13 protein-coding genes are annotated in these 14,645 nt (G+C 58.4%); 10 read left to right on the forward strand and 3 right to left on the reverse strand.

Going from position 1 to position 14,645, the window contains the following annotated elements; translation table 11 throughout:
• Window positions 1-3 precede the first annotated feature (3 nt).
• Window positions 4-711 (reverse strand): GntR family transcriptional regulator, encoded by a 708-nt coding sequence (locus AB5Y86_RS18850; protein WP_227341655.1) that lies wholly within the window; start codon window positions 709-711, stop codon window positions 4-6.
• Between the two features lie 282 nt (window positions 712-993).
• Here AB5Y86_RS18850 and AB5Y86_RS18855 point away from each other — a divergent pair, with 282 nt between their 5' ends.
• Window positions 994-2,583, forward strand: a complete 1,590-nt coding sequence (locus tag AB5Y86_RS18855; protein WP_227343141.1) for an alpha-glucoside-specific PTS transporter subunit IIBC — start codon at window positions 994-996, stop codon at window positions 2,581-2,583.
• Window positions 2,580-3,905, forward strand: a complete 1,326-nt coding sequence (locus AB5Y86_RS18860; RefSeq protein ID WP_227341656.1) for a 6-phospho-alpha-glucosidase — start codon at window positions 2,580-2,582, stop codon at window positions 3,903-3,905. Before AB5Y86_RS18855 ends, AB5Y86_RS18860 begins: the two co-directional genes overlap by 4 nt.
• A 64-nt stretch (window positions 3,906-3,969) precedes the next feature.
• On the opposite strand, the gene AB5Y86_RS18865 is transcribed toward AB5Y86_RS18860, so the two are convergent.
• The gene (locus AB5Y86_RS18865) at window positions 3,970-4,974 is read right to left on the reverse strand and encodes a substrate-binding domain-containing protein (RefSeq protein ID WP_005355925.1); all 1,005 of its coding nucleotides are present in this window, start codon (window positions 4,972-4,974) and stop codon (window positions 3,970-3,972) included.
• 434 nt (window positions 4,975-5,408) lie between these two features.
• Between AB5Y86_RS18865 and AB5Y86_RS18870 the strand changes: the two genes are divergently transcribed.
• From AB5Y86_RS18870 to glpG, 7 genes are all read left to right on the forward strand, one after another.
• Complete coding sequence (locus AB5Y86_RS18870; protein WP_227341657.1) at window positions 5,409-6,530, forward strand: branched-chain amino acid ABC transporter substrate-binding protein; 1,122 nt, start codon at window positions 5,409-5,411, stop codon at window positions 6,528-6,530.
• A 66-nt stretch (window positions 6,531-6,596) separates the two neighbouring features.
• Window positions 6,597-7,523 (forward strand): high-affinity branched-chain amino acid ABC transporter permease LivH, encoded by a 927-nt coding sequence (livH, locus tag AB5Y86_RS18875; RefSeq protein WP_005339439.1) that lies wholly within the window; start codon window positions 6,597-6,599, stop codon window positions 7,521-7,523.
• A complete protein-coding gene (locus AB5Y86_RS18880) occupies window positions 7,523-8,791 on the forward strand; it encodes a high-affinity branched-chain amino acid ABC transporter permease LivM (RefSeq protein ID WP_216952426.1) in 1,269 nt (422 codons plus the stop codon). The genes livH and AB5Y86_RS18880 overlap by 1 nt, the downstream gene beginning before the upstream one ends.
• The gene (gene livG, locus AB5Y86_RS18885) at window positions 8,788-9,561 is read left to right on the forward strand and encodes a high-affinity branched-chain amino acid ABC transporter ATP-binding protein LivG (protein WP_219296971.1); all 774 of its coding nucleotides are present in this window, start codon (window positions 8,788-8,790) and stop codon (window positions 9,559-9,561) included. Before AB5Y86_RS18880 ends, livG begins: the two co-directional genes overlap by 4 nt.
• Before the next feature lie 10 nt (window positions 9,562-9,571).
• A complete protein-coding gene (locus tag AB5Y86_RS18890; protein ID WP_005339433.1) occupies window positions 9,572-10,273 on the forward strand; it encodes an ABC transporter ATP-binding protein in 702 nt (233 codons plus the stop codon).
• A gap of 122 nt (window positions 10,274-10,395) precedes the next feature.
• Entirely contained in the window at window positions 10,396-10,719 is a 324-nt protein-coding gene (gene glpE / locus AB5Y86_RS18895; RefSeq protein ID WP_368193794.1) for a thiosulfate sulfurtransferase GlpE, read from the forward strand.
• A complete protein-coding gene (glpG, locus tag AB5Y86_RS18900) occupies window positions 10,716-11,549 on the forward strand; it encodes a rhomboid family intramembrane serine protease GlpG (RefSeq protein WP_265774920.1) in 834 nt (277 codons plus the stop codon). The genes glpE and glpG overlap by 4 nt, the downstream gene beginning before the upstream one ends.
• A gap of 66 nt (window positions 11,550-11,615) precedes the next feature.
• Here the strand turns inward: glpG and AB5Y86_RS18905 are convergent, their stop codons facing one another.
• Window positions 11,616-14,057 (reverse strand): VolA/Pla-1 family phospholipase, encoded by a 2,442-nt coding sequence (locus tag AB5Y86_RS18905; RefSeq protein ID WP_368193795.1) that lies wholly within the window; start codon window positions 14,055-14,057, stop codon window positions 11,616-11,618.
• A 300-nt stretch (window positions 14,058-14,357) separates the two neighbouring features.
• On the opposite strand from AB5Y86_RS18905, the gene AB5Y86_RS18910 reads away from it, so the two are divergent.
• Window positions 14,358-14,615 (forward strand): accessory factor UbiK family protein, encoded by a 258-nt coding sequence (locus tag AB5Y86_RS18910; RefSeq protein WP_005339429.1) that lies wholly within the window; start codon window positions 14,358-14,360, stop codon window positions 14,613-14,615.
• Window positions 14,616-14,645: the final 30 nt, after the last annotated feature.

The raw sequence follows: 14,645 nt of genomic DNA on the forward strand, positions 1-14,645 counted from the left end.
GCACTAACCGCGGGCACGGTGGAGGTGGTAGTCAACGTGATAGTCGTTGGCATTACGGAACATGATGGAGTAGTTGAGGAACTCTCCGCTCTCGCTGTATGAGAGTGAGGTGAGCCGCAGGATAGGGGCCCCCTGCTCGATATGGAGCAGCTCGGCAGTAGCCCGATCCGCCAGCACGGCGCTGAAGCACTCATAGTTGCCCGCAATCGCGATGCCGCACTCCCGTTCGATGTAGTCGAATTTGGACCCTTCCAGATGGGCGACCGACAGATTGCGAAACAGTCTGACCGGCATATAGCTCTCTTCCAGCAGCAGAGCCCGACCATCCACCGAGCGGATCCGGCTGGAGTAATAGACGGGTTCATTCACCTTCACCCTCAGCTGACTGGCGATGGCCGGTGGCGCAGGCATGGTGCGAAATTCCAACACCTGGCTGGTCAAAGTGCGCCCCTGCTCGCGCATCAGTTCGGTAAACCCGCTCAGCCCTTTGGTCTCATGCTGGACATCCTTTTTTGTCACATAGGTGCCGCTGCCGTGGCGCCGCTCGACCAATCCCCACTCGATCAACATGTCTACCGCTTTGCGAATGGTCATGCGGGAGACGCCATACTGTTCTGCCAGCGCTTTTTCGCCGGGCAACACATCTCCCACCCGGCACTCGGCACCGTTTACCCTGATCCTGAGTCGATCAGCCACCGATTTATAGATCACTGCTAGACATCTCCTGTGGTCACAATGCCAACCATCTTATTCTGAATCAAGTGACTAAATTGCTTAAAAACAATAACTTAACTTTCAACCAAAGCTGCAAGAACATCACGAAACCAAGAGGTACAACAATATCGCAAAAGTTAGACATCTTTGTCTAAATAACTGCATGCGTCAGATCACATTATTCCAAGATATTTCATGAGGTCTCTTTTTATCGTTGCTAATTTGCATCTGGCAACACCGGCAAGGATTCGATTAGCTATTTCAACCAAGGGACAATATATGCTCAGTCAAATTCAACGTTTTGGCGGAGCAATGTTCACTCCTGTACTGCTTTTTCCTTTTGCAGGTATGGTAGTAGGCATTGCAATTATGCTGAAAAACCCGATGTTTGTCGGTGAATCACTGGCAAACCCACAAGGATTATTCTTCCAGATCATCCATATTATTGAAGAGGGTGGCTGGACAGTATTCAGGAATATGCCGCTTATATTTGCGATTGGCCTGCCAATCGGTCTGGCAAATAAGGCACAAGCCAGAGCCTGTCTGGCTGTATTGGTCAGTTTCATGACCTGGAACTATTTTATCAACGCCATGGGCATGACCTGGGGCAGTTATTTCGGGGTCGACTTCAGTCAGGATATAGGGGGTGAAAGTGGCCTCGCCATGGTAGCGGGGATCAAGACCCTGGATACCAGCATCATAGGGGCCATCGTCATCTCCGGCACCGTGACGGCACTGCACAACCGCCTGTTTGATCGCCAACTGCCGGTCTTTCTCGGCATCTTTCAGGGCAGCTCCTTTGTCACCATTGTCGCCTTCTTCGTGATGATCCCCTGTGCCTGGCTGACCCTGCTTGGCTGGCCAAAAGTACAGATGGGCATCGCCTCCCTGCAGAATTTCATGCTGATCTCGGGTCCGGTCGGGGTGTGGGTATACACCTTCCTCGAGCGGATTTTGATCCCGACCGGCCTGCATCACTTTATCTACGGCCCCTTCATCTTCGGCCCAGCGGCAGTAGAGGGGGGCATTCAACTCTACTGGGCGCAGCACATGCTGGAGTTCAGCCAGAGCACTCGCCCGCTGATTGAACAGTTCCCTCAGGGTGGCTTTGCCCTGCATGGCAACTCGAAGATTTTCGGTGCCATGGGGATTGCCCTGGCCATCTATGCCACGGCAGCCAAAGAGAACAAGGCCAAGGTTGCAGGCCTGCTGATCCCGGCCACCCTGACCGCCATTCTGGTCGGCATCACCGAGCCGCTGGAGTTCACCTTCCTCTTCATCTCGCCGCTGCTGTTTGCCATCCACGCCCTGCTGGCAGCCACCATGTCGACTGTGATGTACCTGTTTGGTGTGGTCGGCAACATGGGTGGAGGTCTGCTCGACCAGTTCCTGCCGCAGAACTGGATACCCATGTTCCACAACCATGCGGGAATGATGTTCACCCAGATCGCTATCGGATTGGTCTTTACCGGCATCTGGTTCCTGATATTCCGCGCGCTGATTATCAGGCTCAATCTTAAAACACCGGGCCGGGAAGACAGTGAAATAAAGCTTTATTCCAAGTCAGATTATCAGGCAGCCAAAAACCAGCGTAGCAGTGATAGTGCAACACAAATTATCGAAGCGCTTGGTGGAGTCAAAAATATACGCAGTCTGAATAATTGTGCCACGCGCTTAAGAATATCGCTGGTTAACAGCAAGCTAGCAGATGCAGATGAGGAGTTTATTAAATTGGGAGCCCATGGTGTCGTCCGCCATGGCGATAGTATCCAGGTAATTATCGGTCTGCATGTACCTCAGGTACGTGAAAATATGGAATCGATTATGAACAACAGTCATCAACAATCGTCTTTAGTAATGGAGTCATGATCATGAAAAAATTCTCTGTAGTCATTGCCGGTGGTGGTAGCACTTTTACTCCAGGTATCGTTCTGATGTTGCTGGAAAATCAGCATCGCTTCCCGCTCAAGGAGATCAAATTCTACGACAACGATGGTGCCCGTCAGGAGATCATCGCCGAAGCCTGCAAAATCTTGCTGAAAGAGAAGGCTCCCGAGATCGCCTTCAGCTATGGCACCGACCCCAAAGCAGCGTTTAGCGATGTAGATTTCGTCATGGCCCATATCCGGGTTGGCAAATATCCGATGCGCGAGCTGGACGAGAAGATCCCGCTGCGTCATGGCGTGGTCGGTCAGGAGACCTGCGGCCCGGGCGGTATCGCCTATGGCATGCGCTCCATCGGCGGAGTGCTGGAGCTGGTCGACTATATGGAGCAGTACTCACCCAATGCCTGGATGCTCAACTACTCCAACCCGGCCGCCATCGTCGCCGAAGCGACCCGTCGCCTGCGTCCCAACGCCAAAATTCTCAACATCTGCGACATGCCGATCGGGATCGAGGGGCGCATGGCCCAGATTGCCGGTCTCAAATCCCGCAAAGAGATGCGGGTACGCTACTACGGCCTCAACCACTTTGGCTGGTGGACCCGCATCGAGGATCTGGAAGGCAACGACCTGATGCCGAAGATCAAGGAGCACGTTGCCCGCCACGGCTATGTGCCCAACAGCGCCAGTCATGCCGAAGCCAGCTGGAACGATACCTTCGCCAAGGCAAAGGATGTATGGGCGCTCGACCCGGATACCCTGCCCAACACCTATCTGAAGTACTACCTCTACCCGGACTATGTGGTGGCCCACTCCAACCCGGAACACACTCGCGCCAACGAAGTAATGGAGCACCGCGAGAAGCAGGTCTTTACCGCTTGCACCGAGATCGTCAAGGCAGGCAACTCAGCAGCTGGCGAGCTGGAGATCGATGAACACGCCTCCTATATCGTGGATCTGGCAACCGCCATCGCCTTCAACACTCAGGAGCGGATGCTGCTGATCGTACCCAATCGCGGCGCTATCCCCAACTTTGACCCGGAAGCCATGGTCGAGATCCCCTGCCTGGTCGGCAGCAGTGGGCCAGAGCCGTTGCAGGTGGGCAGCATCCCGCTGTTCCAGCAGGGCATGATGGGCCAACAGGTCGCGGTCGAGAAACTGGTGGTCGAAGCCTGGGTTGAGCACTCTTACCAGAAGCTGTGGCAAGCCATCACCCTCTCCAAGACAGTACCTAGCGCCTCGGTGGCCAAGTCCATTCTCGATGACTTGATAGAGGCCAACAAAGCCTACTGGCCGGAACTGAAATAAACCGCCCATAAACAAAAACCCCCTCGTGACAGAGGGGGTTTTTCGTGTTGGCAACGGGTGCGGATTAACGCAGCGGTTTGACCGAGCGACGGACGATCAGCTCGGGCTGTACCGTCATCGATTCCACTTCCAGCTCCTTGTTGCGGATCCGGCTGACCAGATGCTTCACCGCCAGCTGGCCCAGTTCGGCCTTCGGGTGACGGATGGTGGTCAGCGGCGGGCTGGAGAAGCGCGCCATCTCCACATCGTCGTAGCCGATGATGGAGATATCGTCCGGCACCTTGACTCCGGCTTCCCAGGCAGCGCAAATCGCGCCGATCGCCATGGGATCGTCGAAGGCAAAGACCGCGGTCGGACGAGGCTGCAGGGCCAGGATGCGCTGCATGGCATCGAAGCCGCTCTGGCTCTCGTAATCCCCTTCAAAGACCTGTTCATCTTTGAGGGTCAGACCGTGCTCGCCCAGCGCATCACGTACCCCGTCCAGCCGCTGCTGGGTGGTCGGCTTGGAGAGCTGGCCAGTGATGCAGACGATGTCGCGGTGCCCCAGCTCCAGCAGATGGCGTACGGCCATGCGGGCGCCGATGCGGGCGTTGTCGTTGATGACGTTGGCGAAATCGCACTCCGTCCCCCAATCCAGTACCACCTGCGGCACGTTCTTGTGGATGCGCAGCATGTCGCGCAACGGGGTGTCGATATCGGTCCCCAATACCAGCAGACCATCCACCCGTTTTTCCATCAGCATTCTCAGGTAATGCTGTTGGCGAGGCGGCTGGTTTTCGGTGTTGCAGAGGATCAGGCTGTAGCCCTGTTCGAAGCAGTACGCTTCAACCCCTTGCACCACTTCCGCGAAGAAGGGGTTTACGCTGGTGGTCACCAGCATGCCAATGGTCTTGGTCGAATTTATCTTAAGACTGCGCGCTACCGAGTTGGGCGCGTAGTTGAGTTCTGCCACCGCCTCAATCACTTTCTGGGTCGCGTCTTCGCTGACCCGCCGAGTGTGGTTGAGCACATGTGAGACGGTGGAGATGGATACGCCTGCGCGCGAGGCGACATCCTTGATAGTGGCCATCTCTGTCTCCTGACTGTCAAAGGCGGAACATTAGCAGATTTCCCGAATAAAGGCTTGGTTTTAACGGGCTCTGCCACGGAATTGTCAATGCCGGCTAATTTAGGCGCTCATTTCTGTTTGCGCAAACGATTAATGGTCAAAATGGGAGCACCATCAGAGTAAAATATCACCAGACTAATCCTCTGTGCTTCATCATAATCACCTCTGGTTACCAAGATGTTAAGGCGAAGAATCGATACTAAATTCCAATTCAACACAAATGACAGGTCATTTATTTCAAAATAAGCCCACCCCACCCCCTCTGGTTAGTATCTTTAACAGCTTGTTATTGCCCCGTGAGGAATGATAGAACCATACCTATAGCCGGATGCACGGGATGTCGATCCGGAATGGCACTCGTAAATGAAACAATCCACTGATTAAGGGACGAATCAATGCATAAGTTGAGCAAAATCACAGTTGGCGCAGCGGTTTCTTTGGCTCTGTTTGGATCGATCTCCATCGCCCACGCGGCAGACACCATCAAGATAGGTATCGCAGGCCCGCTCACCGGCCCGGTTGCCCAGTACGGGGACATGCAGTTCACCGGCGGCAAGATGGCGGTCGAGCAAATCAACAAGGCTGGCGGTATCAATGGCAAGCAGATCGAAGCCGTCATCTATGACGATGCCTGTGATCCCAAGCAGGCGGTAGCCATCGCCAACAAGGTGGTGAATGATGGCGTCAAGTTCGTGGTCGGCCACCTCTGCTCCGACAATACCCTGCCCGCCTCCGACATCTATGAAGACGAGGGGATCCTGATGGTCACCCCCGCCTCCACCAACCCCAAGATCACCGAGCGCGGTTACCAGCTGACTCTGCGCACCATCGGTCTGGATAGCGATCAGGGCCCGACTGCCGCCAAGTACATCATCGAGCAGGTCAAACCCCAGCGCGTCGCCGTTATCCACGACAAGAAGCAGTACGGTGAAGGGATCGCCTCCAGCGTCAAAGCAGCACTGGACAAGGCTGGCGTGAAGGTGGTGGCCTATGAAGGGATCACCGCCGGTGACAAGGACTTCTCCGCCCTGATCGCCAAGCTGCAGAAAGAGAACGTCGATTTCGTCTACTACGGCGGCTATCACCCTGAGCTGGGCCTGATCCTGCGTCAGGCTGGCGAGAAGGGGCTGAAAGCCAAGTTCATGGGCCCGGAAGGGGTCGGTAACAAGGATATCTCCGCCATCGGCGGCCCGGCTTCCGAAGGCCTGCTGGTGACCCTGCCGAACAAATACGATCTGGTGCCTGCCAACGCCCCGCTGGTGGCGGCGTTCAAGGCCAAGGGTCAGGACTCCTCCGGCCCGTTCGTCTGGACCACCTATGCCGCGGTGCAGAGCCTGGCTGCCGGTATCGCCAAGGCGGGTGAAGATGACCCGGCCGCCGTTGCCGCCGCCATCAAGGCCGCACCGATCGATACCGTGATGGGCCCCCTGACCTGGGCACCTAACGGTGACCTGAAAGGCTTCGAATTTGGTGTGTTCCAGTGGCACGCTGACGGTACTTCCAGCCAAGTCAAATAATCTGCCGATCGGGGGTGAGTACGCTCACCCCCTCCTCTCTTTGCGGGCAAGTACAGGGAACGCAGTATGTCCGAACACCTCCTTTATCTCGTTCAGCAACTGCTGAACGGATTAACCATAGGCAGCACCTATGCGTTGATCGCCATTGGCTACACCATGGTCTATGGCATCATCGGCATGATCAACTTCGCCCACGGCGAGGTTTACATGATCGGCTCCTATGTCGCTTTCATGGTGATGGCGGGGCTCATGATGATGGGCATCGACAGCACCTTTCTACTGCTGGGGGGCGCCTTCCTGGTCAGTATCATCATCACCGGCACCTATGGCTGGAGCATCGAGCGAGTCGCCTACCGGCCACTGCGCGGTGGCAACCGGCTGATCCCCCTCATCTCCGCCATCGGCATGTCGATCTTCTTGCAGAACATGATGCGCATGGCTCAGGGCTCGCGGGATATCGCCATGCCCAGCCTGATCTCAGGTGGCTGGACCCTGGGGGGTGAGGATGGTTTTCAGGCCAGCCTCTCCTATATGCAGCTGATCATTTTCGTGGTGACTTTCATCACCATGCTGGCGCTGACCCAGTTCATCGGCCGCTCCCGCATGGGCCGCGCCTGCCGCGCCTGTTCGGAAGATATCAAGATGGCCAATCTGCTGGGCATCGACACCCACGTGGTCATCTCCATCACCTTCGTGCTGGGGGCTGCACTGGCCGCCGTGGCCGGGGTGCTGCTCGGCATGTATTACGGCGTCATCAACCCCTACCTCGGCTTTATGGCCGGTCTGAAGGCCTTCACTGCCGCAGTATTGGGCGGTATCGGCAGCATTCCGGGCGCCGTACTGGGCGGCCTGCTGCTGGGGGTGGTTGAAGCGCTCACCGCCGGTTATCTCAGCACCGAGTACAAAGATGTGATGGCGTTTGCCCTGCTCATCTTTGTGCTGCTCTTTATGCCTACTGGCATCTTGGGTCGTCCGGAAGTGGAGAAAGTGTGATGAAACATCAATTGATCCACGCCTGTATCGCCAGCCTGGTGCTGCTGGTGCTCTCCTTCTGGCTGCTCGGCTTCAAGCTGGAGACCGATGGCTCCAGCCTGCAGGTAGTGAGCCGCCTCGATGTGTCGCTGGCCTGGCTACTGGGGGGCGCCACCATTGTTTTCTGGTTCCAGATGCTGCGCGGCCAGATTGCCAAGCTGTTTCAGGCCTCCATCAGCGGCTTCTCGGTCGGCTTCACCAAGCTGGTGCTGCCGAGCCCGGAAGAGGCGCCCAAGCTCTATAACCTCACCGCCGTGCTGGTGCTGCTGTTTGCGGTGAGCTGGCCCTTTATGGCTTCTCGCGGCGCCATCGATCTCGCCACCCTCACCCTGATTTACATCATGCTGGGGCTGGGGCTGAACGTGGTGGTCGGCCTCGCCGGTCTGCTCGATCTCGGCTATGTCGGCTTCTACGCGGTCGGTGCCTACAGCTATGCCCTACTCAACACCTACTTCGGACTGAGCTTCTGGGAGTGCCTGCCCATCGCCGGGCTGATGGCCGCTACCTTCGGCTTCCTGCTCGGTTTCCCGGTGCTGCGGCTGCGGGGGGACTATCTGGCCATCGTCACCCTGGGTTTTGGCGAGATCATCCGCATCCTGCTCAACAACATGACTACCCTGACCGGCGGCCCGAACGGGATCTCCGGCATCCCCAAGCCGACGCTGGGGGGGCTGGAGTTCAACCGCACCGTCAAGGATGGGGGCTTTGATACCTTCCACAACTTCTTCGGCATTACCTACAACGCCAACCACAAGGTGATCTTCCTCTACCTGATGGCGCTGGTGCTGGTGGTGGTGACCCTGTTCGTCATCAACCGCCTGCTGCGCATGCCCCTTGGCCGAGCCTGGGAAGCGCTGCGGGAAGATGAGATCGCCTGCAAATCGCTGGGGCTCAACCCCACCATCATCAAGCTGACCGCCTTCACCATAGGCGCCACCTTCGCAGGCTTCGCGGGGAGTTTCTTTGCCTCGCGGCAGGGCTTTATCAGCCCGGAATCCTTCGTCTTTATCGAGTCGGCCATTGTGCTGGCGATTGTGGTGCTGGGCGGCATGGGCTCCCAGATCGGGGTTGTGCTGGCAGCCATCGTGATGACGGTGCTGCCGGAGCTGGCCCGCGAGTTCAACGAGTACCGCATGCTGATGTTCGGCCTCTTGATGGTGTTCATGATGATCTGGCGACCACAGGGATTGCTGCCGATGACCCGTCCGCATCTGGAGTTGAAGAAATGAGTACTCATCAGAAGTTAATGGAAGTCTCTGATTTGTCGATGCGCTTCGGCGGCCTGCTGGCAGTCAACGGGGTAAAACTGGATATCGACAAGGGCGAGGTGATCTCCATCATCGGCCCCAACGGCGCGGGCAAGACCACCATCTTCAACTGCCTGACCGGCTTCTACTGCCCGAGCGGCGGCATCATCCGCTACAAGGGTGAGGAGATCCAGGGGTTGCCCGGCCACCTCATCGCCCGCAAGGGGATTGTGCGTACCTTTCAGCATGTGCGGCTGTTCAAGGAGATGACAGCGGTGGAGAACCTGCTGGTTGCCCAGCACCAGCACCTCAACACCAGCTTTATCGCCGGTCTGTTCAAGACCCCGGCCTTCCGCCGGGCGGAGCAGGAGGGGCTGGAGCGGGCCGCCTTCTGGCTGGATAAAGTGGGCCTCAAGGATCTTGCCAACCGCGCCGCCGGTAATCTGGCCTACGGTCAGCAGCGCCGCCTCGAGATCGCCCGCTGCATGGCGACCCGTCCCGAGCTGCTGATGCTGGATGAACCTGCTGCCGGCCTCAACCCGAAGGAGACCGACGAGCTGGACGAGCTCATCATGAGCCTGCGGGACGAATTCGGGGTCTCGGTGCTGCTGATCGAACACGATATGAAGCTGGTGATGGGCATCTCCAACCGCATCTTCGTGGTCAGCCAGGGCACCCCGCTGGCCCATGGCAAGCCGGATGAGATCCGTAACAACCCGGCAGTGATCAAGGCCTATCTGGGCGAGTCGTAAGGAAAACAAGATGTTAGAACTTCGCAACGTATCGACCCACTACGGCAAAATTCAGGCGCTGCACGATGTTAGCGTCGAGGTGAAAGAGGGGGAAATCGTCACCCTGATCGGCGCCAACGGCGCGGGCAAGACTACCCTGCTGATGACCCTCTGCGGCGAGCCCAAGCCCAGCAGCGGCTCCATCTGGTTTGAGGGGGAACAGATCAGCTCCCTCACCACCGCCCGCATCATGCGCAAGGATATCGCCGTGGTGCCGGAGGGGCGCCGTATCTTCGCCCGCCTGACGGTGGAGGAGAACCTGCTGATGGGCGCCTTCTTCGTCGACAAGGCCGAGCAGCATGGCCTGCTGGATCAGGTGTTCACCCTGTTCCCGCGCCTGCATGAGCGACTGGAGCAGCGCGCAGGCACCATGTCCGGCGGCGAGCAGCAGATGCTGGCCATCGGCCGCGCCCTGATGAGCAAACCGCGCCTGCTGCTGCTGGATGAACCCTCGCTGGGGCTGGCCCCCATCGTCATTCAGCAGATCTTCGACACCATCGAACAGTTGCGGCAGAAGGGGATGACCATCTTTCTGGTGGAACAGAACGCCAACCAGGCGCTCAAGCTGGCCGACCGCGGCTATGTGCTGGAGAACGGCCACGTGGTGCTGCAAGACACGGGCGCCGCCCTGCTGGCCAACCCGGCGGTGCGGCAGGCTTATCTGGGCGGTTAACCCACTCACCCGCATGCCATATCAACAAGGGAGCCGCTGGCTCCCTTATCTTTTGTGGGGTTAGTTTGCGCCCAAGCTTGCGGTACACTGGCCCGTAATCAACCTATTCGCAGGACATCCCGATGGACCAGTTTGCCCATATCAATGCCCATGATGCCCACCAGAAACTGAGCGCGGGTGAAGCCCTTCTGGTGGATATTCGCGACCCGCAATCCTTTGAAGCGGCCCACGCGGTCGGCGCCTTCCACCTCACCAACGGCACCCTGGTGCGCTTTATGAACGAAGTGGATTTCGATACCCCGGTCATCGTGATGTGCTATCACGGCAACAGCAGTCAGGGGGCCGCCCAATACCTGCTGCAACAGGGTTATGACGAGGTCTACAGTCTGGATGGCGGTTTCGAGGCGTGGCGCCGGGAGTTTCCCATCGAGGCTGGCGAGGCATGATCCAGCTGCTAGTGCTCGACAACGCCCGCATGGCACAAGCGCTGGTGGACTATCTGGCGACCCTGGGGATCTCCTGCGAGCTGACCCAGTCCGAGCTGGGGGTCACCATCTGGTTGGCGGACGAGCTACGCCTTGCCCAAGCCCAGCTGGAGGTGAAGCGCTTTCTGGCCGAGCCGGGCCACCCGCGCTATATGGAAGCCTCCTGGCAATCCGGCCGCGCCGATGCCCGCATCGACTACAGCAAGGGGATGACGGATCCCATCACCGATTTCCTCCATCAGGCGGGGCCACTGACGCTGGTGGTGATCATCGCCTGCCTCGCCATCTACGGCATCGAGGCCATCGGCCTACCCATCTACGATGAACTGGCATTCCACCCGACGCTGGCCCAGTTCACCGACTGGCAGGCGTGGCGCTATTTCACCCCCGCCCTGATCCACTTCTCGGTACTCCATCTGGTGTTCAACTTGCTGTGGTGGTGGTATCTCGGCGGTCAGATCGAGCAGCGCCTTGGCAGCGGCAAGCTGCTGATCCTGCTGCTGGTGGGCGCCGCCCTGCCCAATATCGCCGAGTTCTTCGCCAGCGGCCCGCTGTTTGGCGGCCTCTCCGGCGTGGTCTATGCCCTGCTCGGCTACTGCTGGCTGCGCAGCAAGCTGCAACCGGCCTGTGGCCTGACTCTGCCACCGGCGCTGATGGGCTTTATGCTGTTCTGGATGGTGCTCGGCTTCTTCGACATGCTCGGAACCAGCACCGCCAACATCGCCCACCTGACCGGCCTGCTGGTCGGCCTGCTGCAAGGCTGGCTGGATCGCAACCACCAGCCGACCTGATTATTCAGCAGTTTCAGAAACGAGAAAGCCGCCCCGAAGGGCGGCGTTTGCTTATGGTCTGCGCAGTTACTGCTTGAGCAGGGTGTCGTCAGTCACCTTGACCGCCGCACCGCCACTCATAAAGAAGCTGGCGAACTGGGTCTGGCTCTCGGTGGTGACCGCGCCAGTCGGATCAAAGTTCTCGTCAGGGGCCAGCAGCGAGCTATGGCCCCCTTTCAGGAAGCGCGCAGCATGGTGACCCGCCGGGAGCACGCCGGAACCCTTCAGCTCTTGCAAACCCAGTACCCGGAACAGCGGCTCGGTACCACCCAAAGGCGCGGAGGCGATGCTGTTGGGGATCACCTGATCCGGTAAGCTGAGCGCCCCATCACCAACAATTTCGGTGGCGAACAGCGGGAAGCTCTTGGCGACGCCACTGCCCAGATTGATCGGGTCGGCAGAGTCCAGCACTGACTGGGCGGCAAAGGTATAGCTCTGCAAGGTGCTCGCAGCCCCCGCCTGAGTAGCCGCATCCAGACTGGGCAGGAACTCGTTCACGAAACAGGTCGGCACCGCCGTCTGGCAACCGGGAGCATAAGCCTCAAACCCGGCCTTCAACTCAGGACTGCCCGAGGTGAGCACGCTCATCTTGATGGTCGGCCCGAAGCTCGGCGAGTTGAGCAGCAGCGGGGCGATGCCGCCACCCGGCATCGCAAGACCGCCGGTATCGAACTTGAACAGGGCATCAGCCTGAGCACTGCCGGTGGTCTGGTTGGCTACAGCCAGCAGATTGGCCCCGGTAATGGCACCGAGTGAGTGACCGAGGAAATGCACCTTCAGACCAGCACCACCCAATTGGCCACCCAGCCCCTTGGCATTGGCCAGACCGACAGCCAAGCGAAGGCCAAGCAGATCGGCCACGCTCTGTTTCAGGTTGTCCCGCGCCACCGTCAGATAACCCAAATTCAGATAGGGAGTCGGGTTCTCGGAGGTGGTGACGGTATCCATGCTGCCGCTCAGGGCATAGCCACGCTCACCGTGCAGCGGGTGATCGATCACCACCACAGCAACCACCTTGTTCACTGATGGGTCTAACCCGGCACCTATCTGGCTCAGCGCCAGCGCATAGGCGTTCTCCTTGATGGAGGTGACCCCGTGCTGATAGATGATCACATCGGTGACAGTGCTGAGGTCAGTGGTGGGGGCAAAGATCCGCAGCGGTACAGATTGTACTTCGGTCAGGGTCGGCAGCGGGTTGAAACGACCGATATTGCGCTCGGCATCCAGCGGCTTGCCACCCGAGGTGAGGGTCACCCCGATCAGCTTGCTCGCCTCCCTCAGCAGATCGGCCTGACGGCTCGGATCGGCGATCAGCTCACCCAGCAGTACTGGGTCCACACCCGCCCCGACCAGCCCACCGATCACCTCGGTATCACCCGCTTTCAACGCATTGGCGATGGCATAGAGGCTGGGAATGGCGCCATGCCAAGATTGGGTCTTGGCCTTGTCCCAGGAGCCGGCTATCGCTGGAGTAGAGAGGAAGTAAGGGAGCTTGACGGCACCGGTATACACCTTGGTCACCGCCGCGATGCCGTTCAATGTGGCATTGGCAGCGACAGCGGCAGCAATCGCATCCCGATCATCTTGAGGCAAGAATGGCTCATTCGCCAGCTGGGTCAGAAAATCCACCCCGCCATTAAGACCGTTGATGGTATAGGTTGCTGGCAGGCTGGTGTTGCCCTTGGCATCCTGTTTCCAGACGAACGCAGCATCCAGACCATTTTCGACTACCTTAGCTGCAGCCCCCTTCACCGCCAGCAGCACATCGGCACCAGATTGGGTGGCAAACCAGTCGGAGAAGATCACCCGATCGCTGGTGATCCCGGTGGCCGCCTTGAACAGACCTTCCTGCAGCGAGATCAGGCCGTTAATGGTCTGCTCCTGGGTGGTTGCGCCAGCTGTCGATTTGAAGCTGCTGTAATCGCCGCCCGCCTTGAGCGGTGTGCCACGACTGTCCTTGAGGGCATCGGTCGCCACGATCATGTAGTAAGAAGAGGGATTGAGCGGCTTGAGCGGAACCAGATTAAGCTTGCCGTCCCCGCCAGTGACCACAAAGTCGGTCCCATAAACCAGTGGCTTGCCGCCCTTGACTCCGTTGGGTTGCAGAGTGACCGGATCCAGCGTGAGCTCGAGCAGGTAGAGGGGCGCAACGGCAGAAGTATACTCGCTGGCCGCCGGTGCCGGCACAGAGACACCGGTCACGGTCGCCGGTACCAGCTGGACAGGTTGGGTGGTTGACCAGCCATCCAGGGTGGAGAGGGCAGATACCGGGTTCGACAAATCAGCCGTTTCTGTCGAAAACTTCAGGGTACCGTCGCTGGCACGGGGGGCCAGCACGCTCGGGCGCACCCCGTTGGCACCACTCAGGACGTAGTCGAGGGAGCTGGTGGTGTCTCCCTTGTTGTCATCTCCACCACATCCGGCCAGCAGGGCGCTGACAACAGCTGCATAAATTAGCTTCTTCTTCATTTTTTATTCTCTTTTTGTAAGGTTGTTATCCATCACAAGCCAACGGGGTCATCACGACCTCGACTGCAAAACGTTAACATAAAACTAACACCAAATAAGACTCATGCCGGACAGTTCTGGCTCAGCTTTGTGGTGCATGTCATGGTTTCAGGTTAACAAAGGGGCGCAAGGGTAGCAGTTGTAGCCCCATCACCAGACCCGACCAGCCAGCGGGCACCATCACGACTAAAAAGCCGCCGCGATCTCGGCAAAGTGAGGGAATTGTCGGTAGAATGTCCGCCAACGCTTAAGGAGGACATCATGATCGACCCGAAGAAACTGGAAGAGATCGCCAAGCAGGTGCACAACTCCCTGCCGCCCGGCATTCGCAGCATGGGTGAAGAGGCCGAGAAGAAGATGCGTCAGGTACTGCAAGCCCAGCTGGGCAAGCTGGATCTGGTCAGCCGCGAAGAGTTCGACGTGCAGACCAAGGTGCTGCTGCGTACCCGTGAAAAACTGGCCGCCCTCGAAAGCAAGCTGGCTCAGCTCGAGCAGCAGCTCGGCGCCAAAGGCGAATAACGAAAACCCCAGCTCAGCTGGGGTTTTTGC

This window comes from Aeromonas sp. s8 (assembly GCF_040907785.1).
Taxonomy (GTDB): domain Bacteria; phylum Pseudomonadota; class Gammaproteobacteria; order Enterobacterales; family Aeromonadaceae; genus Aeromonas; species Aeromonas veronii.

Coding starts and splice junctions, on each gene's coding strand:
- AB5Y86_RS18855 (WP_227343141.1), top strand. CDS start 994: ATGCTCAGTCAAATTCAACGTTTTGGCGGAGCAATGTTCACTCCTGTA.
- AB5Y86_RS18860 (WP_227341656.1), top strand. CDS start 2,580: ATGATCATGAAAAAATTCTCTGTAGTCATTGCCGGTGGTGGTAGCACT.
- AB5Y86_RS18865 (WP_005355925.1), bottom strand. CDS start 4,974: ATGGCCACTATCAAGGATGTCGCCTCGCGCGCAGGCGTATCCATCTCC.
- AB5Y86_RS18870 (WP_227341657.1), top strand. CDS start 5,409: ATGCATAAGTTGAGCAAAATCACAGTTGGCGCAGCGGTTTCTTTGGCT.
- livH (WP_005339439.1), top strand. CDS start 6,597: ATGTCCGAACACCTCCTTTATCTCGTTCAGCAACTGCTGAACGGATTA.
- AB5Y86_RS18880 (WP_216952426.1), top strand. CDS start 7,523: ATGAAACATCAATTGATCCACGCCTGTATCGCCAGCCTGGTGCTGCTG.
- livG (WP_219296971.1), top strand. CDS start 8,788: ATGAGTACTCATCAGAAGTTAATGGAAGTCTCTGATTTGTCGATGCGC.
- AB5Y86_RS18890 (WP_005339433.1), top strand. CDS start 9,572: ATGTTAGAACTTCGCAACGTATCGACCCACTACGGCAAAATTCAGGCG.
- glpE (WP_368193794.1), top strand. CDS start 10,396: ATGGACCAGTTTGCCCATATCAATGCCCATGATGCCCACCAGAAACTG.
- glpG (WP_265774920.1), top strand. CDS start 10,716: ATGATCCAGCTGCTAGTGCTCGACAACGCCCGCATGGCACAAGCGCTG.
- AB5Y86_RS18905 (WP_368193795.1), bottom strand. CDS start 14,057: ATGAAGAAGAAGCTAATTTATGCAGCTGTTGTCAGCGCCCTGCTGGCC.
- AB5Y86_RS18910 (WP_005339429.1), top strand. CDS start 14,358: ATGATCGACCCGAAGAAACTGGAAGAGATCGCCAAGCAGGTGCACAAC.